The 21,015-nt window shown below is 70.1% G+C and carries 18 protein-coding genes; 10 read left to right on the top strand and 8 right to left on the bottom strand.

Translation table 11 applies throughout. The features are described 5' to 3' along the window. Window positions 1–22: 22 nt before the first annotated feature. The 3 genes from MUY22_RS32105 (at window position 23) to MUY22_RS32095 (ending at window position 3,391) form a co-directional block, all read left to right on the top strand. Entirely contained in the window at window positions 23–1,651 is a 1,629-nt protein-coding gene (locus MUY22_RS32105; protein ID WP_247050867.1) for an acyl-CoA dehydrogenase family protein, read from the top strand. Between the two features lie 70 nt (window positions 1,652–1,721). Next, on the top strand, window positions 1,722–2,441 hold the full coding sequence (locus MUY22_RS32100; protein ID WP_247050865.1) for an alpha/beta fold hydrolase: 720 nt from the start codon (window positions 1,722–1,724) through the stop codon (window positions 2,439–2,441). Between the two features lie 173 nt (window positions 2,442–2,614). Next, window positions 2,615–3,391, top strand: coding sequence for an SDR family NAD(P)-dependent oxidoreductase (locus MUY22_RS32095; protein WP_247050864.1), 777 nt, complete (start codon window positions 2,615–2,617; stop codon window positions 3,389–3,391). Window positions 3,392–3,425: 34 nt separating this feature from the next. Here the strand turns inward: MUY22_RS32095 and MUY22_RS32090 are convergent, their stop codons facing one another. After that, complete coding sequence (locus tag MUY22_RS32090; RefSeq protein ID WP_247050862.1) at window positions 3,426–4,160, bottom strand: NADPH-dependent F420 reductase; 735 nt, start codon at window positions 4,158–4,160, stop codon at window positions 3,426–3,428. A gap of 132 nt (window positions 4,161–4,292) precedes the next feature. On the opposite strand from MUY22_RS32090, the gene MUY22_RS32085 reads away from it, so the two are divergent. After that, the gene (locus tag MUY22_RS32085; protein ID WP_247050860.1) at window positions 4,293–4,892 is read left to right on the top strand and encodes a TetR/AcrR family transcriptional regulator; all 600 of its coding nucleotides are present in this window, start codon (window positions 4,293–4,295) and stop codon (window positions 4,890–4,892) included. Between the two features lie 92 nt (window positions 4,893–4,984). Here the strand turns inward: MUY22_RS32085 and MUY22_RS32080 are convergent, their stop codons facing one another. Then, window positions 4,985–6,202: a dihydrolipoamide acetyltransferase family protein gene (locus MUY22_RS32080; protein WP_247050859.1), complete on the bottom strand. Its 1,218-nt coding sequence runs from the start codon at window positions 6,200–6,202 to the stop codon at window positions 4,985–4,987. A gap of 28 nt (window positions 6,203–6,230) precedes the next feature. Further along, entirely contained in the window at window positions 6,231–8,411 is a 2,181-nt protein-coding gene (locus MUY22_RS32075) for a thiamine pyrophosphate-dependent enzyme (protein ID WP_247050857.1), read from the bottom strand. Window positions 8,412–8,536: 125 nt separating this feature from the next. On the opposite strand from MUY22_RS32075, the gene MUY22_RS32070 reads away from it, so the two are divergent. Together MUY22_RS32070 and MUY22_RS32065 are read left to right on the top strand one after the other, a co-directional pair. Then, the gene (locus MUY22_RS32070) at window positions 8,537–9,037 is read left to right on the top strand and encodes a VOC family protein (RefSeq protein WP_247050855.1); all 501 of its coding nucleotides are present in this window, start codon (window positions 8,537–8,539) and stop codon (window positions 9,035–9,037) included. A gap of 26 nt (window positions 9,038–9,063) precedes the next feature. Next, window positions 9,064–9,720, top strand: coding sequence for a GntR family transcriptional regulator (locus MUY22_RS32065; protein ID WP_247050854.1), 657 nt, complete (start codon window positions 9,064–9,066; stop codon window positions 9,718–9,720). A gap of 9 nt (window positions 9,721–9,729) precedes the next feature. On the opposite strand, the gene MUY22_RS32060 is transcribed toward MUY22_RS32065, so the two are convergent. From MUY22_RS32060 to MUY22_RS32045, 4 genes are read right to left on the bottom strand one after another with little or no spacing between them, the layout of a single operon-like run. Continuing rightward, entirely contained in the window at window positions 9,730–10,740 is a 1,011-nt protein-coding gene (locus tag MUY22_RS32060) for a LacI family DNA-binding transcriptional regulator (protein ID WP_247050853.1), read from the bottom strand. A 55-nt stretch (window positions 10,741–10,795) separates the two neighbouring features. Then, window positions 10,796–12,229: an NAD-dependent succinate-semialdehyde dehydrogenase gene (locus MUY22_RS32055; protein ID WP_247050852.1), complete on the bottom strand. Its 1,434-nt coding sequence runs from the start codon at window positions 12,227–12,229 to the stop codon at window positions 10,796–10,798. Window positions 12,230–12,251: 22 nt separating this feature from the next. Next, the gene (locus MUY22_RS32050) at window positions 12,252–13,496 is read right to left on the bottom strand and encodes a Xaa-Pro peptidase family protein (RefSeq protein ID WP_247050851.1); all 1,245 of its coding nucleotides are present in this window, start codon (window positions 13,494–13,496) and stop codon (window positions 12,252–12,254) included. Further along, entirely contained in the window at window positions 13,489–14,478 is a 990-nt protein-coding gene (locus tag MUY22_RS32045) for an NAD(P)-dependent oxidoreductase (protein ID WP_256476004.1), read from the bottom strand. Before MUY22_RS32045 ends, MUY22_RS32050 begins: the two co-directional genes overlap by 8 nt. An 83-nt stretch (window positions 14,479–14,561) precedes the next feature. On the opposite strand from MUY22_RS32045, the gene MUY22_RS32040 reads away from it, so the two are divergent. The 4 genes from MUY22_RS32040 to MUY22_RS32025 all read left to right on the top strand — a co-directional run bounded on the left by MUY22_RS32040 (window position 14,562) and on the right by MUY22_RS32025 (window position 19,973). After that, complete coding sequence (locus tag MUY22_RS32040; RefSeq protein ID WP_247050849.1) at window positions 14,562–15,473, top strand: ABC transporter substrate-binding protein; 912 nt, start codon at window positions 14,562–14,564, stop codon at window positions 15,471–15,473. 40 nt (window positions 15,474–15,513) lie between these two features. Further along, a complete protein-coding gene (locus tag MUY22_RS32035) occupies window positions 15,514–16,875 on the top strand; it encodes an amidohydrolase family protein (protein WP_247050848.1) in 1,362 nt (453 codons plus the stop codon). A gap of 67 nt (window positions 16,876–16,942) precedes the next feature. Then, a complete protein-coding gene (locus tag MUY22_RS32030) occupies window positions 16,943–18,439 on the top strand; it encodes an aldehyde dehydrogenase (protein ID WP_247050847.1) in 1,497 nt (498 codons plus the stop codon). A 79-nt stretch (window positions 18,440–18,518) separates the two neighbouring features. Further along, on the top strand, window positions 18,519–19,973 hold the full coding sequence (locus tag MUY22_RS32025) for a 2-hydroxymuconic semialdehyde dehydrogenase (protein WP_247050846.1): 1,455 nt from the start codon (window positions 18,519–18,521) through the stop codon (window positions 19,971–19,973). 39 nt (window positions 19,974–20,012) lie between these two features. Here MUY22_RS32025 and MUY22_RS32020 read toward each other — a convergent pair whose 3' ends face one another. After that, window positions 20,013–21,008, bottom strand: a complete 996-nt coding sequence (locus tag MUY22_RS32020; protein ID WP_247050844.1) for an amidohydrolase family protein — start codon at window positions 21,006–21,008, stop codon at window positions 20,013–20,015. Window positions 21,009–21,015 lie beyond the last annotated feature (7 nt).

Genomic DNA, 21,015 nt, shown 5'->3' with positions numbered 1-21,015 from the left:
CCACCGACCTCGGAGGTGCCACGTGCCCGCCACGCATACAGTGTTCAACCAGGTGCCACCGCTGCACGGCCGTGACGTCTCGACGTTCCCCGCGCTCCTCGAGGGTTTACGGCGCGAAGGCGCGGCCTGGGCCGAGCAGGAGGTACGCGACCTGGGCGCGCTGGCCGGCGGCGAGCAGGCGCAGGCCTGGAGTGTGACGGCCAACGAGCACACCCCGGTGCTGCGGACCCACGACCGGTACGGGGTCCGCGTCGACGAGGTCGACTACGACCGGTCCTACCACGACCTGCTGCGCACGGCGCTCGGCGCGGGACTCGGCGGCGCGGCCTGGACCTCGGACCAGCCGGGCGTCCACGTCGCGCGCGCGGCCAAGATGATGTCGTGGAGCGCCACCGATTTCGGGCACCTGTGCCCCGTCTCCATGGCGTACGCGGTCATCCCGGCGCTACGCGCGAACCCGGAGCTGTCCGCGCGCTACGAACCCTTGCTGACGACCACCGGCTACGACCCCCGGACCGGCCCGCCGGAGGGCAAACGAGCGCTCATGGCCGGCATGTCGATGACGGAGAAACAAGGCGGCTCCGACGTCCGGGCCAACACCACCACCGCCACCCCGGCACCCGACGGAAGCCACCGCCTGATCGGGCACAAGTGGTTCACCTCGGCCCCGATGTCGGACTTCTTCCTCACCCTGGCGCAGGCCCCTGGTGGCTTGTCCTGCTTCCTGGTTCCCCGCGTGCTCGCGGACGGCACTCGCAACGCCGTCCGGCTGCAGCGGCTCAAGGACAAGCTGGGCAACCGCTCCAACGCGTCGGCGGAGATCGAATACGACAGCGCGACCGGATGGCTCGTCGGCGAAGAGGGCCGCGGCGTCCGCACGATCGTCGAGATGGTCAACCTGACCCGCCTCGACTGTTCGCTGTGGGCTGCCGCCGGCATGCGGATCGGCACCGCCCAAGCGCTGCACCACGCCTCGCACCGCCACGCGTTCGGCGCGCCACTGGTCACCAAGGCCGCCATGACCAACGTGCTCGCCGACCTGGCAGTGGACTCCGAGGCCGCCACCACCGTCGTCCTGCGGCTGGCCGGCGCGGTCGACCGCGCGGCTCGCGGGGACGCGGCCGAAGCGGCCTTCCGCCGGTTCGGGCTCGCGGTGACCAAGTACTGGCTGTGCAAGCGCTGGGCGACGCACTCCGCAGAGGCCCTGGAATGCCTGGGCGGAAACGGCTACATCGAGGAGTCGGGGATGCCGCGCCTGTACCGCGAGGCACCGCTGATGTCGATCTGGGAAGGCTCAGGCAACGTCGCGGCGCTCGACGCCCTGCGCGCCATGCGCCGCGAACCCGAGACCGTCGAGGCGTTCTTCACCGAGCTCGGCCGCGCCGGCGGCTGCGACAGCCGCTACGACGACCAGGTCGCGTTGCTGGCCAAGGACTTCGCCGACGACGCGGACGTCGAATACCGCGCCCGCGGGCTCGTCGAGCGCGCGGCGATCCTGCTGCAGGCGGCACAGCTGCTGCGCCACGGCGACCCGGCCGTCGCCGAAGCTTTCACCGCCACCCGGCTCGACGGCCGCTGGGGCCACGCCTACGGCACGCTGCCCACCGGCCTGGACACCGATTCGATCCTGGAGCGCGCCGCGGTGCGGTGACAGACACTCACTGGTGGTGCGCGTCGAACCGTCCCGAAACTCGTGATCGTCCACAGTACAAGGAGTGTTGATGCAGTTTTGCTTGGTGCACGGCGGTTGGCAGGGTGGCTGGTGCTGGGACGCCGTCGCACGATCTCTGCGCGACGGCGGGCACACGGTGCTCGCGCCGACCCTGCGCGGTTCGGAGAGCGGTGACGTGGACCGCGCCGAGGTGAACCTGACAGCCATCGGCGAGGGGCTTGTCGAGGAGATCAGGCGCGCGGGCCTGCGTGACGTGGTGCTGGTCGGCCACAGCGGCGGAGGACCGGCGATCCAGTACGCCGCCGACCGGCTGCCCGACCTCACCCGGCGGGTGGTTTTCGTCGACGCGTGGGTGTTGCGTGACGGCGAGGCGATCCACGACGTGCTGCCCGACCCACTTCCCGAGGCCGGGCGGGCGGCCGCCGCGGAGACAAAGGACGGCACCGTGGCGATGGATCCCGGGCTGTGGCGGGCGCACTTCATGAACGGCGCGACCGAGGAGCAGGTCGCCGCCGTCACCGACCGGCTGGTGCCGGTGCCGCTCGGCTGGCTCGAGGAGCCGATCTCGCTGCCGCGGTTCTGGAGCGCGGGCCTGTCGTCCTCGTACGTGTTCCTGCGCGATGACAAGGGCGTGCCGCCGGAGCTCTATCGGGAGATGGCGCAGCGGCTCGGTGACCCGCGGGTCGTGGACTGCGAGGGACCGCACGAAGCCATGCTGACCCACCCCGAAGCCCTCGCCGAGGCGCTGATCACCGCGGCGAAGGAGTGACCGAAGGGAAGACAGCCTCTGGGCCCGGTGGCTGTCTTCCTTTGCCCGTACGTGGGCGCTGATGCCCTGCGGGTGCCACAGGAGACGAAAGGAGTCTTGGACAGGATCCAGGTCCGGAGTCCACTGTGGTACGGAAGGCGGGAGTTCGTTCCGCTCGGTGTGGAGGTTGTGTCATGGCACGGGTATTGATCACAGGATCCTCGGACGGCCTGGGCCTGATGGCGGGCCGGCTACTCGTCGACCAGGGGCACTCGGTCACCCTGCACGCCCGCAACACCAGGCGAGCCGGTGACGCCCGCGCGGCGCTGCCGGGCGCCGATGAAATATTCGTCGGCGATCTGTTGTCTCTCGACGGAATCCGCTCGGTAGCCGGGCAGGCGAACGCCGCGGACCGGTTCGATGCGGTGATTCACAACGCCGGCATCGGGTACCGGGAACCCCGCCGGGTCGAGACCGCCGACGGGCTGTCCCACCTGTTCACGGTCAACGTGCTCGCGCCCTACCTGCTGACCGCGCTGATCACTCCGCCCCAGCGACTGGTGTACCTGAGCTCGGGCATGGCCCACGGCGGCGACGTAGACCTGTCCGATCCACAGTGGACGAACCGGCGCTGGAACGGTTCCCAGGCGTACAGCGACAGCAAGCTGTTCGACATCCTCCTGGCCTTCGGTGTCGCCCGGCGGTGGCCGAAGGTGCTGTCGAACTCGGTCGAACCCGGCTGGGTACCGACCAAGATGGGCGGTGCCGGCGCGCCCGACGACCTGGAGCTGGCCCCGGTGACCCAGGCGTGGCTGGCGGTCGGCGACGACACGGCGACCGTGACCGGGCGGCACTTCTACCACCGGCAGGAGCGGTCCGTCCCGCACGACGTGCACGATCCCGCCCTGCAGGACCGGTTCCTGGCCTATTGCGCCGACCTGACCGGCACCCGGATCCCGGACGCGCGTTGATCGCGCCCGGATCCGGCGGGGCCCAGCGGAACGCCTAGAACGAACCGCCGGCAGGCCCGCGGACGGCCGCCGCGACGAGGTCCTTGACCTGGGCCGCCGACACGGGCACGCCGCCGGTCGTCGCCATCCACTGCTGCAGCTCCGCAGCCCCGAGACCTTCCGGCAGCGTTCCGGCGTAGGGCATGACGTAGACAGGGGTGGTCGGTTCGCTGCGCCAACTGGTGGCCAACGTTCCGGTGTCGACGGCGTCGTAGCCCAGTGTGTCGAGCAGCCGGACGACGTCGTGCTTCGCGGCGTCGTCATCGCCGGCGATCGGCAGGGCGCTGCGGTCGGGAGCGGCCGAGGGCCGGGCGAGCATGCCGAGCTGGTGAAAGAACACGTTGTTCACCGCCTTCACCACGTCGGAGCTGGACAGTCGCCGCTGGAGCAACTCGCTCGAGGTGAGCGCGTCCGCGTCCAGCTCGGCGATGCGGCCGTCCCGTTGCGGGTAGTAGTTCGTCGTGTCGATCACGGTCTTGCCGGCCAGCGCCGCGACCGGGAGATCCGGGTACGCGGTGAGCGGCACGGTCACCACGACCAGGTCGGCGTCGCGGGCGGCGTCTCGCGTGGTCGCCGCGCGGGCGCGGTCACCGAGCTCGGCGACGAGCCCACCAAGCGTTTCGGGGCCACGGGAGTTGCTCATCACGACGTCGACGCCGGCGGCGGTCGCCAGGCGGGCCAACGTGCTGCCGATCAAACCGCTGCCGATGAAGCCCAGGGTTGTCCTCACGGTTGCCAGTCTCCGATTCACGAGGCCGGGAGTACCCGGCAAGATAAAATGACCATGCGGTCACTTTTGACCGTACCACGAAGATGACCAACCGGTCAGGTTCGCTACGATGGGCCGGACACGGAGGTGACGGTGACGACGAACCCGGAGCGCGCGATGCGGGCGGACGCGGTCCGCACCCGAAAAGCCCTGCTCGAAGCGGCGGCCACGGTGTTCGCCGACATCGGCGAGGAGGCGACGGTCGCCCAGATCGCCGCGCGCGCCGGGATCGCCAAGGGCACGGTCTTCCGCCACTTCCCGACCAAGGACGAACTGCTCGCGGCCATCGTCGCCGATGCCGTTGACGAACTCGTGGCCGCGGCGGACCGCGTGGCCGCCAGGGATGACGCCGACGCTGCGCTGCTCGAGTTCATGCGGGTCGGCGCCGGAACCTACGCGCGCAACCGGGCCCTGGTCCAGGTGCTCGACAGCGCCGGCGCGGCCCGGCACGCCGGGGTCCAAGCCCAAGTCGAACGGCTCATCACCGCCGCCGAACGGCTGGCCGGCCGAGCCCGCCGGGCGGGAACCCTGCGCCCCGACGTCCACGGGCAAGACGTCGTCCTGCTGACGTGCGGCGTCTACCACGCCGCGCTCCCCCTGCTCGACGAGCATCCCGACGCCTGCGACCGCTACCTGGACATGCTCTTCGCCGGCCTTCGAACGACCGAGCGCGGAGCGACCGCGCCCGGCTAAGCCAGGGCCGCCGTCGCGCGGCTGATGCCGCCATCACCTTCCCGATGGCGCGGCGGGTTACCTTGTGCGTTTTCCTTCGCAGTCAACAGGTTCTAGGCGAGCAACCGCAACGGCTCTTCGAGAGCCTCGATCAGCGCGGCCATCCACCGCGCCGCCAAAGCACCGTCGATGGCGCGGTGATCGACCGACAGGACCAGCGCGAGCTGGGTGGCGATCGTGAGCTCGCCCTCGACCACCGCGGGTGCCGGCTTACCCGCGCCGACGGCCAGGATCGCGGACTGCGGCGGATTGATGATCGCCGAGAATTCGTCCACGCCGTACATGCCCAGGTTGCTGACGGCGATCGAACCGCCCTCGAGGTCACGTTGGTCGAGTTTGCCGTCTGTCGCCTGCTGCACGAAGGTCCTCACCTGCTCGGAAATGCCGGCGGGGGTGCTCTTGTCCACACCGCGCAGGACCGGCGTCACCAAGCCGCGATCCGACGCGATCGCCACCGCGACGTCGACGGACTCGAACTGGCGCATGCCGTCCTCGGTCCAGATGACGTTCGCGTCGGGGATCCGGCGGTGGGCAACGGCGACGGCCCTGACGACGAGGTCGTTGACCGAGATCTTCACCGGCGTCACCGTGTTGAGCTGCCGGCGGAGTTCGAGCAGCGCGTCGATCCGGGCGGTGCGCCGGACGTAGAAGTGCGGGATCTCCTGTTTGCTCGCGGTGAGCCGCGTCGCGACGGCTCGCCGGAGCCGGCTGTGCGGGATCTCGCGGTAGCCGGTGCCGGCAGGAACAGGAATCGGCGGACGTCGCGACGGCGCGGGCTCGGCAGCAGCGGCGGAACGTGCGTCGGCAACAGCTTTCTCGACGTCGCGACGGACGATCCGGCCGTTCGGCCCCGTTCCTTCGACCGTCTCCGGCGCGATACCGGCTTCCTTCAACAGCTTGCGCGCCAACGGGCTCGCGAAGATCCGCGCGCGAGGAGCCGGCTCCTCGACGTCGCGGCGCGCTGGTGCCGGGACGTCGGTCGTCGCGCCCACGCCGAAGCCGGCCAGCAGCTTGTCGATCTCGGCGTGCTCGGACTCCTCGCCGAGCAGCGCGATCGGCGCGCCGACGTCGACCATCGCGCCGCCGGCCACCAGGGTCCTCAGAATCACCGCGTCCGCCTCGGCCTCCACCTCGACGGAAGCCTTGTCGGTTTCGAGGACGGCGATCGCTTCCCCCGTCGCGAAGCGCACGTTCTCCCGCACCAGCCACTGGGACAGGACGGCTTGGGTCGCGCCTGCGGCGACTTCGGGCATCCGCAGCAGCGTTGCCATGTTCAGCTCCTCGGTCTCGGGCCGGTGTTCAGGAAGCCGCGATGCGGCGCAGGGCGGTCACGACTTCCTCGGTCCGGGCGATGGCCGCGCGCTCGAGGACCTTGCTGATGCTCGGTGACGCTTCGGCTCCGGTGACCCGTTCGATAGGCGCGTCGAGCCAGTCGAAGAGACGTCGCTGGATCTCGTCCGCGAGCCGGCCGCCGTAGGACGTGCCCAGCGCACCCTGTTCGACGATCAGCACCCGGTTGGTCTTCTTCACGCTGCGCTCGATCGTCTCCCAGTCGAGGCTCGCCCGGTCGAGCCAGCGCAGGTCGATGAGATCGGCCCGCAGCTCCGGCACCTGCTCGAGTGCCTGCAGCGTGTGCCCGACCATCGAGAGGTACGAGATGATCGTCAGGTCGTCGCCTTCGGCGCGCAACGCTGCCTTCCCGACGGGGATCCGGTAGTCGAGATCGTCGACCGGGCCCGTGCCCGTCGAGGTGTAGAGGTCTACGTGCTCGAGAACGACCACCGGGTCGTCGCAGGCGAGCGCGGTGTTCATCAAGCCGACGTAGTCGAATGGGGTGGACGGCGCGACCACTCTCAGGCCCACCGCGGTCGTGAGGATTCCCGCGGGATCCATCGAGTGCTGCGACCCGTAGCCCGTGCCCGCGGCCAGCTTGCTGCGCAGCACGAACGGGACCTTCCCGTCTCCGCCGAACATGTGCCGGGCCTTGGCGACCTGGTTGAACAGCTGGTCGGCGGCGACCCACATGAAGTCGGCGTACATGAACTCGACGATCGGGCGCGCCCGGCCGTCGAGCGCCATTCCGCCGCCCAGCCCGCTGAACGCGTTCTCAGAGATCGGCGTGCCGAGCACCCGGTCGGGGAACAGCTCCAGGGACCGCTTCGTCGCGCCGTTGGTCCCGCCCTTGAGGCGGTTGACGTCCTCCCCCAGGATCACGACCTTCTCGTCGGTTTCCATCCGCCGGGCGAGCACGTCGCTCACGACGTCGATGAACCGGCGGTCGGCGAGCTCGCCGACGAAGGTTTCGACCTCCTCGTACCGGCCACCCACCAGCTCGGACAGGTCGCCGCGGACGCCGACGTCGACGAAGTCCGGGTCGGGCCAGGCTTCGGCCTTGATCCGCCGCTGCCCGGGTTTGCCACCGGGTTCCGGCTCGAGGAAGCCGTCCCCGATCTCGTGGAGGACCTTCACCACCTCGTCCTGGGACGCGTCGATCTCCTCGGCCGTGGCGAGGCCGCGACGGACGACCTGCTCGCGCAGCTGTTCCAGCGGATCCCGGTCACGCCAGGACTTTTCCTCGTCCTTCGTCCGGTAGCCGAAGGCGCTGCCCGGGTACGGCCCGTTCTGGTGGAAGAAGCGGTAGAGGTCCGCCTCGACGATCGTCGGGCCGTTGCCGGCGCGCATGTGCTCGACCGCCTCGGTCGTGGCGAGGTGTACCGCGAGCGCGTCCATGCCGTCGACGCGCCAGCTCGGGATGTTGAAGCCGAGACCGCGTGCGGAAAGCCGAGGCTCGGCGGTGGCCTCGCTCACCGGCGTGGACACGGCGTACTGGTTGTTCTCGATGAAGAAGCAGATCGGGAGCTTCCAGGCGGCGGCGAGGTTGAACGTCTCCAGCACCGAGCCGATGTTGACCGCGCCGTCCCCGAAGTAGGTGACGGTGACCGCGTCCGTGCCGCTGCGGCGCTGGTTCCAGGCGAAGCCCGCGGCCTGGGGCACTCCGCCGCCGACGATGGCGTTGGTGCCCATCGCCCCGGCTTCCCGCCACTGCAGGTGCATCGAGCCCCCTCGGCCGCGGCAGAAGCCGTCCGCCAGGCCGCAGATCTCGGCCAGCGTGCGTCGGAGAACCGTGCGGACCTCGTCGTCCAGCTCGGGCAGCGTCCCGGGCTTCGCGGTCGTGACGTGCCCGAACGCCTTGGCCAGGAACTGGTGGTGACCCCGGTGCGAGCCGTTGACGAAGTCGTCGCTGCGCAAGGGCAGCACTGAGCCGACTGCGCCGCCTTCCTGGCCGATGCTGGAGTGCGCTGGGCCGTGGATCAGCCCTTCACCGGCCAGTTCGAGGACGTACTCCTCAAACGTCCGGATCCAAAGCGCTTGGCCGAGCAGCCGCAGCAGCACGCCGCCGTCCGCGGCGGCCCAGTCTTCGGGCGAGGTGCGCAGCTCGATCCAGGGCGAACCGGCGGCCAGGTTCTCACGGGTGGGCATCGGGGCTCCTTGCAGACCAGCCAGACTCAAGATGGATCCATCTTGGTGAGATTTCCGAGGTTATCTCCTAGACTATGCGCGTAGGCATGGACGAGCGCAAGCAAAATGGATCCATTGGAGACATCATGGCTATCCCGGGATTGAGCCGCCTCGACCACATCGGGATCACCGTCCCCGACCTCGAACAGGCCCGGGAGTTCTTCGTCGACGTCCTGGGCTGTGAGTACCTGTACGCCCTCGGCCCGTTCCAGGACGACGGTCACTGGATGAGCGAGCACCTCGGGGTGGCCGACCGCGCGGTCATGCGCCAGCTGCACTTCTTCCGGCTGGGCGGCCAGGCGATCTTCGAGGTCTTCGAGTACGAAGCTCCCGATCAGGTGACCGGGTCGCCGCGCAACAGCGACGTCGGCGGCCACCACATCGCCCTCTACGTGGACGACATGGACGCCGCCGTGGCCGAGCTGCACCGGCGCGGCCTGCGCGTGCTGGGTGAACCCACCGTGAGCAAGGGGGCGAGCGAAGGCCAGCGGTGGGTGTACTTCCTGGCGCCGTGGGGTCTGCAGTGTGAGCTAGTGTCCTATCCGAACGGCAAGGCGTTCGACCACGATCCCGCCGCCTTCGCCTGACCCGCCCGAACGAGGAGACCAACAGCGTGGCCGAGCGGACCGACGGGGCGGCGGTGGCCAGCCAGCGCATCGCCGACCAGTTGCGAGAACGCATCCTCGCCGGTGGACTCGCGCCGGGGACCCGGATCATTCAGGACGAACTCGCGGAGGAGCTCGAAACGAGCCGGCTGCCGGTCCGGGAGGCGTTGCGCATCCTCGCCGCCCGCGGGCTGGTGACCCTGCGCGCGAACCAGGGCGCCTGGGTTACGCGGATGACCATGCGCGAGTGCGACCTCAGCTACAAGATGCGGGAGCGGCTGGAGCCGTTGCTGCTCGCGGAATCCGCCCCGCACCTCACCGTCGCGGACATCACCGAGCTGGACCGGCTCCAGGAACGCATCGAGGGCTGTTCTGACGTCGAGGAGTTCCTGGTCCTGGACCGGCAGCTGCACTGGGTGACCTACCGGCGCCACGACGCCGAGGAGCTGGCGTCGATCGTCGCGCGGCTCTGGGACACGACCCAGCACTACCGTCGCGCGTTCACCCACCTCGCGGGAACAGAGCGGAGCTGGATCATCGGCGCCGAGCACCGCCTGTTGATCGAAGCCCTGCGCGAGCACGACCACGTGTCGGCCGAGCAGATCCTGGAACTGCACATCCGTCGCACCCGGGCGGAACTCTCCCAGCACCCGGAACTGTTCTGAAAGCCGGAGTCAGTGAGCGGGCGCGATCGAGTCGCGTTCGACGACCTCGACGGGGAGTACGACCCGCTTCGCCGGCGCTTCCGGGTTGCCGATCCGCTCCAGCAGCAGACGGGCCGCCTCCAAGCCGATCTCGTAGTGCGGGATCCGAACTGTGGTCAACGCCGGCTGCTGACGGCCAGGGAACGGGATGTCGTTGAACCCGGTCACCGAAATGTCTTCGGGGCAACGGACGCCGCGGTCAACGAGCGCCTCGTAGCAACCGAGCGCGATGAGGTCGTTACCGGCGACGATCGCGGTGGTGCCAGGGGTCGTGTCGAGCAGGGTCAGCGTGCCCTCGAGCCCGGCCTCCGTGGTGAATCCCGCGCACGTGACGATCCGCTCCGCGGACAGACCGTGCTCGGACATCGCGTCGCCGAACGCGCGGCGTCGCTCCCAGCCGGTCGACAGGTCCTGGGGGCCCGCAAGGTGCGCGATCCGGGTGTGGCCCGCCGCGACCAGCAGCCGGACCAGCGCGTGGATGCCGACGGCGTTGTCCGCGGTCACCGAGGGAACGTCCGCGGCGTCGGTCCGGCGGTTGACCAGGACCGTCGGGACCGGGCGGCCGCCTTCCTCCATGGCCACGCTGTCCCGGCGGCTGGTGGCGAGGATGAACCCGTCGGTCTGGCGGCCGCGCATCGCGTCGAGCAGTTCCCGTTCGCGGGCGGGGTCGCCATCGGTGTTGCCGAGCAGCGCCATGTACCCGCCGGCCCGGAGGCCGTCCTCGATGCCCCGCACGATCGGCGGGAACATGGGGTTGCGCAGGTCCGGGATGATGACGCCGGCGACCAGGGACGTCCGGGTGCGGAGGCTGCGCGCGGCCGAGTTGGGGGCGTACCCCAGCGTGCGCGCGGCCTCCAGCACCCGGTTGGCCGTGCGGGCGGTCACCATGCTCCGCGTGGCCGGGTTCAGCGCGCGGCTGGCCGTCGCCGCGTGCACCTTGGCCAGCTCGGCCACATCCTTGATGGTCGGCGCCCTGTCCATCGGGACAGCATAGGGAAACAACCGGGACGGCATGGGTACCTCACCCACGGCGCGCCTACCAGTCCAAGGCGATGTACTTCGACTCCGTGTATTCGAGCAGGCCCTCGTGGCCACCTTCCCGGCCCAGGCCGCTCTGCTTGACCCCGCCGAACGGCGCCGCCGGCTCCGACACCAGGCCGCGGTTGAGGCCGATCATGCCCGCTTCCAGGGCCTCGGCCAGCCGCAGGCCCCGGGCGAGGTCGCCGGTGTACACATAGGACACCAAGCCGTGCTCGGTGTCGTTGGCCAGCCGGACCGCCTCGGTTTCGTCGTCGAACGTGACGATCGGGGCGACCGGGCCGAAGATCTCCTCGGCCAGCACCGGCGCGTCCTGGGGGACGTCGGCGAGCACCGTCGCCGGGTAGAAGAACCCGGGTCCGCCGGGCCGGGTGCCGCCGATCAGCGCCTTGGCGCCGGCCGCCACCGTGCTCTCCACCAGCGAGCCGACCTTCTCGACGGCGTCGGCGTTGACCAGCGGGCCGAGCTCGACCGCGGGGTCGGTGCCCGGCCCGACGCGGAGGTTACCCATCCGCTCGGCCAGCCGCCGGGAGAACTCGGCGACGACGCCGCGCTGCACGAAGAACCGGTTGGCGGCGGTGCAGGCCTGGCCGCCGTTGCGCATCTTGGCGATCATCGCGCCGTCGAGAGCCGCGTCCAGGTCGGCGTCGTCGAAGACCAGGAACGGCGCGTTGCCGCCGAGTTCCATCGACGAGCTGACGACGCTCTCCGCCGCGACCTGCAGGAGCTTGCGCCCGACTTCCGTCGACCCGGTGAACGACAGCTTCCGCACCCGCGCGTCGGCCAGCATCGCGCCGACCACCGGCCCCGACCGGCTCGACGGGACGACGTTGACCACGCCCGGCGGCACCCCGGCCTCGTCGAGCAGCGCGCCGACGGCCAGCGCGGTCAGCGGCGTCTCGCTCGCCGGCTTGAGGATCACCGTGCAGCCCGCGGCCAGCGCCGGTCCGATCTTCCGGGTGGCCATCGCGGCCGGAAAGTTCCACGGCGTCACCAGGACGCTGACCCCGATGGGCTGGCGCAGCACCATGATCCGGTTCGCGCCGCCGGGCGCGGTCTGGACGGTGCCCTCGACCCGGACGGCCTCCTCCGCGTACCAGCGGAAGAACTCGGCGGCGTAGGCCACCTCACCCCGGGCGTCGGACAGCGCCTTCCCGTTCTCCCGGACGATGAGTTCGGCCAGCTCCTCGGAGCGTTCCTTCATCAGGCCGAACACACGCAGCAGCAGTTCGGCGCGGGTTCGCGGCGCCGTCGCCGCCCAGCCCGCCAGCGCTTCCGACGCGGCGGCGACGGCGTCCAATCCGTCTTGGACGGTCGCGCTGGCGACGGTGGTGATCGGCTCGGCGGTCGCCGGGTCCAGCACGGTGATCCGGGCGCCGTCGGAGGCCGGGCGCCACTTGCCGCCGATGAACAGTTCGTTCGGCACGTTCATGGTCTCTCCACTCCGGACCGGGTCAGTAGGGGTTGGCGACGAACAGGTCCTGGGCCGGGAACTTCGTCAGCACTTCGACGCCGGTCTCGGTGACGACGACCTCTTCTTCGATGCGGGCCGCCGAAAAGCCGTCGGACGCCGGGCAGTAGGTCTCCAGCGCGAAGACCATGCCCGGCTGGATCTCGACGGGGCTGTCGAGGCTGTTGAGCCGCGAGATGATCGGGCGTTCGTGCAGCCCGAGGCCGAGCCCGTGGCCGAACTGCAGGCCGAAGGCGGCCATCTCGTTCGCGAAGCCGAACTCGGTCGCCGCGGGCCAGACACGGGCGACGTCGTCGGTCCCGACGCCGGGCTTGACGATCCGGATCGCCGCGTCCATCCACTCCCGGGCGCGGTGGTAGGCGTCGCGCTGGGCGTCGGTCGCGCTGCCGACCCCGAACGTGCGGTAGTAGCAGGTCCGGTAGCCGTTGTACGACTGGATGATGTCGAAGAACGCCTGGTCGCCGGGCCGGATCAGCCGGTCGGAGAAGTTGTGCGGGTGCGGGTTGCACCGCTCCCCTGACACCGCGTTGATCGCCTCGACCTGATCCGAGCCCATCTCGTAGAGCCGCTTGTTCGCCAGCGCGACGATCTCGTTCTCCCGGACGCCCGGCTTCAGCGCTTCGACGATGTCTTGGTAAACGCCGTCGACCATCGCGGCGGCCTGGGACAGCAGCGTGATCTCGTCGGAAGACTTGATCTGCCGGGCGTCGAGCATGAGCTGCTGCGCGTCGACGACCTTCAGACCCTGGCGTTGCATCTCGAACAGGAACGGTGGTTCGACGATGTCGACCCCGACCGGCGAGTCGGCAACCCCGGCTTGGGTCAGGAGGTCCTTGATCTGCGTCACCGCGTCCCGCATGAGACCCGCTTCCGGCGAGATCGCGCCGCGCAGGCCGAGCATCCCGGCCCGGCAGTTCTCCGGTTCCAGCCACGGCGAGTAGAGCTGGTGGTGCTTGGCCGCGGACCCGAAGTCCCACAGCATCGGCTCGCCACCTCGGGTCAGCAGCGCGTAGCGGGTCATCTTGTCGCCGAGCGCACCGCCGATCCACGTCTGGGTCGTGTAGCGGATGTTGTAGAAGTCGAATAGAAGGAACGCGCCGCACTCACTGGACTCCAGCGCGGCCCGCGCTCGGGCGAGCCGGTAGTCGCGCAGCCGGCCGAAGTCGACGCGCTGTTCGAAGTCGACGGCGTTGTGGCCGGGCGCCGGGATCGGCCGTCCGTCAGGCATCGGTGTCTCCGTCCAGACCGTCGGTGACGTCGGCGTCCTCGGGCTTGAGGGTCAGCCCGGACCGGCGGGCCTGCTCTTCGATCAGCACGGCGAAGTCCTGCTCGACCCGGCCGGCGCCGATCGCTTCGGCGATGAGCTGGGCAGTCGCCGACGCGACCGGCATCGGTGCTTCGAGCTCCCTCGCCGCGGCGAGTCCGAGGTCGAAGTCCTTGCGCAGCAACGGCATCGTGAAGGTCGGGGTGAAGTCGAGGTTCACCAGCGCCGGGGTCTTGTACTGGCTGAACACCGAGCCCATCACCGACTGGTTGAGGAACTCCAGGAACGCCGCCCGGCTGACCCCACCCTTCTCGGCGAGCACGGTGATCTCCGACAGCGACTGGATCACGACGCCCAGGAACACGTTGTGGGCGATCTTCACCAGCCGCGCGACCTCGTCGTCCCCCACATAGGTGACAGCTCGCCCCAATGGGGTGAGCAAGGGTTCGACCTGATCGAACACCGCGCGCGGGCCGGACACGGCGAGGGTGAGCTTGCCGGAGCTGACCACCTTCGGGTTGCCGCTGACCGGCGCCGCGAGCAGCTGCGTCCCCCGCTTCGCGGCCTCGATCCGCACCGCCGCCGAGGCTTCGGCCGACACGGTGGAGGAGTCGATCAGGACGGCCGGCGCGGACGCGTCGTCGGTGAACAGCCCGCCCGTGCCGGAGGTGACCTCCCGCAGGTCGGCGGAGGCCGAGACCATCGAAAACACGACGTCGCGGTCGGCGAGGTCGACCGGCCGGTCGACTACGGTCGCGCCGTCCGCGCCCAGTTCTTCCGCCTTGGCGCGGGTGCGGTTGCAGACCGCCACGTCGTAGCCGGCGGCCAGGAGCCGGCGCACCAGCGCCGCCCCCATCCGGCCCGTGCCGATCCAGCCGACTCGGGTGGTACCGGGGGAAATCGTCACCATCTGCTTGCGCCTCTCGCCGAATGCAATCGTTTGCATCACCATGTGCCAAGGTCTACGCTCGTGTCAAGCTCAGCGGCGACAGTCACTATGCGAACGTTTGTGAACAATCTAGGAGAGCGATGCGGGGATTCAGGCTCGGCACCTTCAGCCCCTCGGTGCTGGTCGAGGTGGCCACCCGGACCGGGCGGCTGGCCGAGGCCGGTCTGGCCGTGACCGAGGTTCCGACGACGTCCTCGCCCCAGCAGTTCACGGACCTGTTCGCCGGCGACCTCGACGCGGTGCTGACCAACCCGGACAACGTCCTGGCCTACCGGTGCGTGCCGACCAACCCGCTCGGGCGCACGGAGGACGTCCGGATCCTCGCGGCCGTGGACCGCGGCCTGGGACTGTCGCTGTTCTCGAAACCAGGCGTCGCCACACCCGCGCTGCTGCGCGGGAACACCATCGGTGTCGACGTTCCCGGCTCCGGCTTCGCGTTCGTCGCCTTCGAACTGCTCGACCGACTCGGACTCCGGCGAGGCGACGACTACGCGGTCGAGGCACTGGGCGCGACTCCCCGACGCGCGAAGGCCCTCCTCGCCGGCGACATCACGGGCACCGTCCTGAACGCGGGCAACGATCTGTTCGCCGAAGACGGCGGCGCGCACCGGCTCGCCTCCGTGACCTCGATCGGCCCCTACGCGGGCGCGGTGCTGGCCGCGACCGGCGAGGCCATGCGGCGCGAAACCCCGGCACTGCGGGGACTGGTCAAAGCACTGACGCGCACCGCGCGGGACATCATCGACGGCGAGCACCGCGACCTGGTCCTCGACGCGACGATGCGCCGGCTCGGCCTCGACGGCGACGCCGCGCACCGGCACGTCGGCATCCTCACCGAGCCGGCGACCGGCCTCGTCCTCGGCGGCCGGCTCGCGCGGGACGAACTCGCCACCGTCGTCGAGCTGCGCAACCGGCACGCGAGCGGCAGCACACCGCTGAGTCTCGACGCGGTGCTCGATTCGGGCCTGCTGGACGATTCCCTGCTCGCCTGAACCATTTCAGTCAACAGCAAACGCAGGAAGGAGACGCGCCGTGAGGACCCTGTTCGCCGGTGGTGGCCTCTTCGTCAAGGACCGTCCCGAACTCCTCCAGGGCGGTGAGCTGCTCGTCGACGGCACCACCATCGCCGCCGTCGGCGCCCCCGGGGAACTGAGCCGCGAACCCGTCGACCGCACGCTCGACACCAGCGGCGCGCTGGTCCTGCCCGGTCTGGTCAACACCCACCAGCACGACTGGTACCTCTACGGCAAGGGTCTCGGCGGAGACCTGCTCCTCGAGAAGTGGATCAGCGACTGCCTCTTCCCGCTCAAGGCGCAGCTGACCATCGACGACCTCCGGCTCGCCAGTGAGGTCGCGGCGCTGGACATGCTGCGCGGCGGAACCACGAGCTCGGTCAACCACCTGGTCAACGAGACCACGCTCAGCGAAGAGGAGGCCATCCTGACCCCGGTGGCCGACACCGGCGTCCGGCAGTTCTTCGCGAAGGCGATCCGTCCCGGCGACGTCGCCTCGGACTTCGCGAACGCGCGCGAGTCGTTCGAGAAGTGGGACGGATTCGCCGGCGGCCGCGTCCGGATCGGTTTCGTTCTGGAGGCCACCGCCCACTGGGTCGCGATGGGCACCTGCTCGGAGCCGATGGTGCTGGGCGGTCACGCCCTGGCCGTGGAGAAGGACACCTTCACCTCCTCGCACATCGCCGGGGGCACCATGTCTCGCGACAACGGCTACCTGAAGTTCGTCCTGCAGACCGGACGGACGGACCTCCAGTTCCTCCACCGTCTCGGCGTGCTCGACGATCGCTGGATCCTCGCGCACACCATCAACCCGCGCGACAACGACCTCGACCTCATCGCCGCCTCGGGCAGCACCGTCGCCCACACCCCCAGCTCCGAAGCGGCTCGAGGCGGCGGGATCACACCGGTGAAACGGATGCTGGACAACGGGATCCGGGTCGCCATCGGCACCGACGGCCCGATGGTCGACCTGACCAACGACATGGTCGAGCAGCTCAAGTGGACCCGGCTGCTGCAGAACCAGCTGCACCACGAACCGGCCTCGATCGAGCTGGCCAAGCTGATCACGATGGCGACCGAAGACGGCGCTCGCGCCGTACGCGCCCAGGACCGGCTGGGCAGCCTCGAAGCGGGCAAGCTCGCCGACATCGCCGTGTTCGACCTGGCCACCCTGCACGCGTCGCCGGTGCACCGGCCGTTGAGCACGTTCGTGCACGCGGCCCGCGGCGGCGACGCCAAGCACGTCATGGTCGACGGTGAGTTGCTGCTGGAAGACGGCCGGTTCACCCGGGCGAGCGAGCTGCACGTGACCGAGCTGCTCCGCAAGCTCGGCGAGAACGGCCGGGCGCTGGGCCGCCGGGCGGGCCTCCTCCCGGACTGACCAATCAGTAAATTTTCATGACTATCATTTATTTTGATCGTAGTGCCGAGTGACAGGGAGCAGGACTGTGCCGGAAAGCCCGAAGCCACTGGCCCGCCGCGATTGGGCGGCATTCATCGGCGGCGCGTGGGTCACGCCGGACGGCGCGAAGTGGTTCGATGTCCTCGAACCTGCCACCGGTGACACTCTCGCCGAGGTCGTCGAAGCCGACGAGGCGCTGGTGGACCTCGCGGTCATGGATGCCCGCCGGGCCTACGAACAGGACTGGCGCCACCGCACGCCCCGCGAGCGGGGGATCCTGCTGGCGAAAGCGGCCGCGGTCATCCGCGCGCACGCCGACGAACTCGGCGAACTCGAGGCGAGGGAGGTCGGCAAGCCCCGGCGTGACGCGCTGCGCTTCGACGTGTCGTTCAGTTCTGCGGGCTTCGACTACTTCGGCGGCCTGGCCGACTCACTGCACGGCGATCTCCTCGACCAGGGACCGATCGAGGCGCGGGTGTCCTACGAGCCCTACGGCGTCGTGGCCGCGATCCTGCCGTTCAACTGGCCCCCGATCCACTTCACCAAGAAGTCGGCCCCGGCGCTCGCCGCCGGGAACACCGTCGTCGTCAAGCCCGGCGACCAGGCGCCGCTCACGGTGCTGCGGCTGGTCGAACTGGTCAACGAGGTGCTGCCGCCCGGGGTCGTGAACGCTGTCACGGGACTCCCGGCCGGCGCCTTCCTGTCCGCGCACCCCGTCGTCGAGCGGATCACCTTCACCGGCGCGACCGCGACCGGACGCAAGGTCCTGCAGAGCGCCGCGCAGAACCTGACCTACGCCACGATGGAACTCGGCGGGAAGAACGCTCTGCTGGTGCTCGACGACGCCGACATGGACGTCGCGGTCGACATCTCCATCGAGGGGATGTTCTACAACCAGGGCGAAGCCTGCACCTCGACCTCGCGCATCCTCATCCACCGGTCGCGCTACGACGAGTTCGTCGAGCAGTTCACCGAAGCGGCCGGCCGCCTGGTCGTCGGGGACGGGCTCGACGCCCGGACCGACATCGGCGCGATGGTCGACCGCAAGCAGCAGGAGAAGGTGCTCGCCTACATCGACACGGCCGTCGCAGAAGGTGCGAAGATCGCGTTCCAGGGCGAGACGCCCGAGGACGAGCGCCTCAAGGGCGGGTACTGGGTGCCGCCCACCGTTCTCGTCGACGTGCAGCCCCACCACACCGTGGCCCAGGAGGAGCTCTTCGGCCCCGTCGCGTCGATCATGGTGTTCGACACCGACGAGGAAGCCGTCCGGATCGCCAACGGGACCAGCTACGGGCTGACGGCCGCGCTCATCACGCCGGACCACTTCCGCGCCAGTCGCCTCGCCGGCGAACTGGAAGCGGGCATGATCTTCATCAACAACTACATGCGCCGCTCGTTCTTGGGCTCGCCGTTCGGCGGCAACAAGGGCAGCGGGTTCGGCCGGGAGAACTCCGCGGAAACCCTGCGCGAGTTCGTCCGCGCGAAGAACGTCCGCTTCCCCTCGGGGCGCGCCCCGATCCCCACCTGGCCGCCGAAGGACTGAAACCCGAGCGGCACAAGGGGTATAGGGCCCGGCCGATTCGGTATTGGCCGGGCCCGCGACGGGTCGGCAAGCTGGCTGAATGACCCAGCTCAGCAATTTCGTCGACGGGAAGTTCGTCGACGGCGCCGCCACGTTCGACAAGATCAGCCCGGTCGACGGGTCGCTCGTGGCCCGCGTCGCGGAAGCCGACGAAGGCACGGTCGGTCGCGCCGTGACCGCGGCACGGCGCGCCTTGACCGGGCCGTGGGGCCGGCTGGGCGTCCCGGACCGGGCCCGCCTGCTGCGGAAGATCGCCGACGGCATCGACAACCGGTTCGAGGAGTTCGTCGCCGCGGAGGTCGCCGACACCGGGAAACCGGTCGAACTCGCCCGGCGGATCGACGTCGCGCGGGCGACGGCGAACTTCCGGAGTTTCGCCGACATCATCTCCGCCGCGGGCCTGGATTCGTTCCTCACCGACCTCCCCGACGGCGGCCAGGCGCTCAACTACGCGCTGCGCAAACCACTCGGCGTCGTCGGCGTGATCGTGCCGTGGAACCTCCCGCTGCTCCTGCTCACCTGGAAAGTCGCGCCCGCGCTCGCCTGCGGCAACACCGTCGTCGTGAAACCCAGCGAGGAAACCCCGTCGACGGCGACGCTCCTCGCCGAGGTCATGACCGGAGCGGGTGTCCCCGACGGGGTCTACAACGTCGTGCACGGGTTCGGGCCGGGATCCGCGGGCGAGTTCCTGACCACGCACCCGGACGTCGACGGGATCACCTTCACGGGCGAATCAGGGACAGGTGCGGTGATCATGCGCGCGGTGGCGCCGCGCGTGCGGCCGGTGTCGTTCGAGCTCGGCGGGAAGAACGCGGCGATCGTGTTCGCAGACGCCGACCTGGACCGCGCGATCGACGGCCTGGCCCGCTCGACGTTCACCAACACGGGTCAGGTTTGTCTCTGCACCGAGCGGATCTACGTGCAGCGCGACGTCTTCGACGAGGTCGCCGCCGGGCTGGGCGAACGAGCGCGCGCGGTGCGGCCGGGCAGGCCCGAAGACCCGGCCACCACCACGGGTCCGCTGATCTCGGTCCGGCACCGTGAGAAGGTCCTGCGTTACTACCGGCTCGCGAAGGACACGGGCGCCGAGATCCTCGCCGGCGGCAGCATTCCCCAGGTCGAGCCGGCGTTGCAAGCCGGGGCCTGGATCGAGCCGACGCTGTGGACCGGCCTCGGCAACGAGGCCCGGGTGCTGCGGGAGGAGATCTTCGGGCCGGTCGCCGCTCTGGTGCCCTTCGACACCGCGGAGGAAGCCGTCCGCCTCGCGAACGACACCGACTACGGTCTCGCCGCGGCCGTGTGGACGCGTGACCTGGAAACCGCGCACCGGACGGCGGCCGCGCTCGACGTGGGGATGGCCTGGGTGAACACCTGGTTCCTGCGCGACCTGCGGTCACCGTTCGGCGGCTCGGGCCTCTCGGGGATCGGGCGTGAAGGCGGTGAGCACTCCCTGCACTTCTACTCCGAGCCCACCAACATCTGCGTCCGGCTCTGATGAGGCCGGGCTCGGGACGGCGGCCCGGGCCCGGCCCGATCAGGGGCGGGCGAGGAATTCGCGGGCGTTGCCGCCGAGCAGCTTGGCGCGAGCCGGTTCGTCCAGGAACCCGGCCTTGCGCACCAGCTCACCCACCGGCCGCTCCCCCAGCGGGTACGGATAGTCGCTGCCCAGCAGCACCCGTTCGACACCGACGGTGTCCACCAGCAGCCGCAGCGCGCGCTCGTCGAACACGACCGTGTCCACCGAGAACCGTCCCATGTAGGCCGACGGCGGCAGGACGCTGCCGGCGATCACGTCGGGGCGCCGGCGCCACGCGTTGTCCAGCCGGCCGAGCCAGAACGGGAACGAGCCGCCGCCGTGGGCGAAGCAGATCCGCAGCGTGTCCGGGACCCGGTCGAACACCCCGCCCAGGATCAGCGCCACGATCGACAGGTGCGTCTCGGCGGGCATCCCGGCCAGCCACCTGGCCATCCACCGCCCCAGCCTCGGCGATTCGGGCATGTCCCACGGGTGCACGAACACCGGGACACCGCGGTCCGCACAGTGCTGCAGGAACGTCACGATGCCCGCGTCGTCGAGGTCCCGGTCGCCCACGTGGTTGCCGATCTCGACACCGGCGTGCCCGGCCGCCAGGCAGCGGTCCAGCTCGGCGCAGGCCGCGTCCGGGTCCTGCAGCGGCACCTGGCAGAACGGGATCAGCCGACCCGGCGCCGGCGCACAGATCTCCAAGGCCAGGTCGTTGAAGACCTTCGCGACCTTGACTGCCTGCCCGACCGGCCGGTCGTAAGAGAAGAACACCGGCGTCGGCGAGACGACCTGGACGTCGACGCCGTCTTCGGCCATGTCGGCCAGCCGCCGGTCGGCGTTCCAGCACTCGTCGGAGATCCTGCGGAACTCGCTCGACCCGATCATGATCACCGCGTCGCGTTCGGACTCGACCTCGAGACGCGGCCAGCCGGTGCCGCCGGCGATCGTCCCCAGATCCGGCCAGCCTCGGGGCACGAAGTGGCTGTGCACATCGATCACGCTCATGGAGCGC

The sequence above is a fragment of the Amycolatopsis sp. WQ 127309 genome (assembly GCF_023023025.1).
Classification (GTDB): Bacteria; Actinomycetota; Actinomycetes; order Mycobacteriales; family Pseudonocardiaceae; genus Amycolatopsis.
This window is presented reverse-complemented; position numbering and strand designations above follow the sequence as displayed.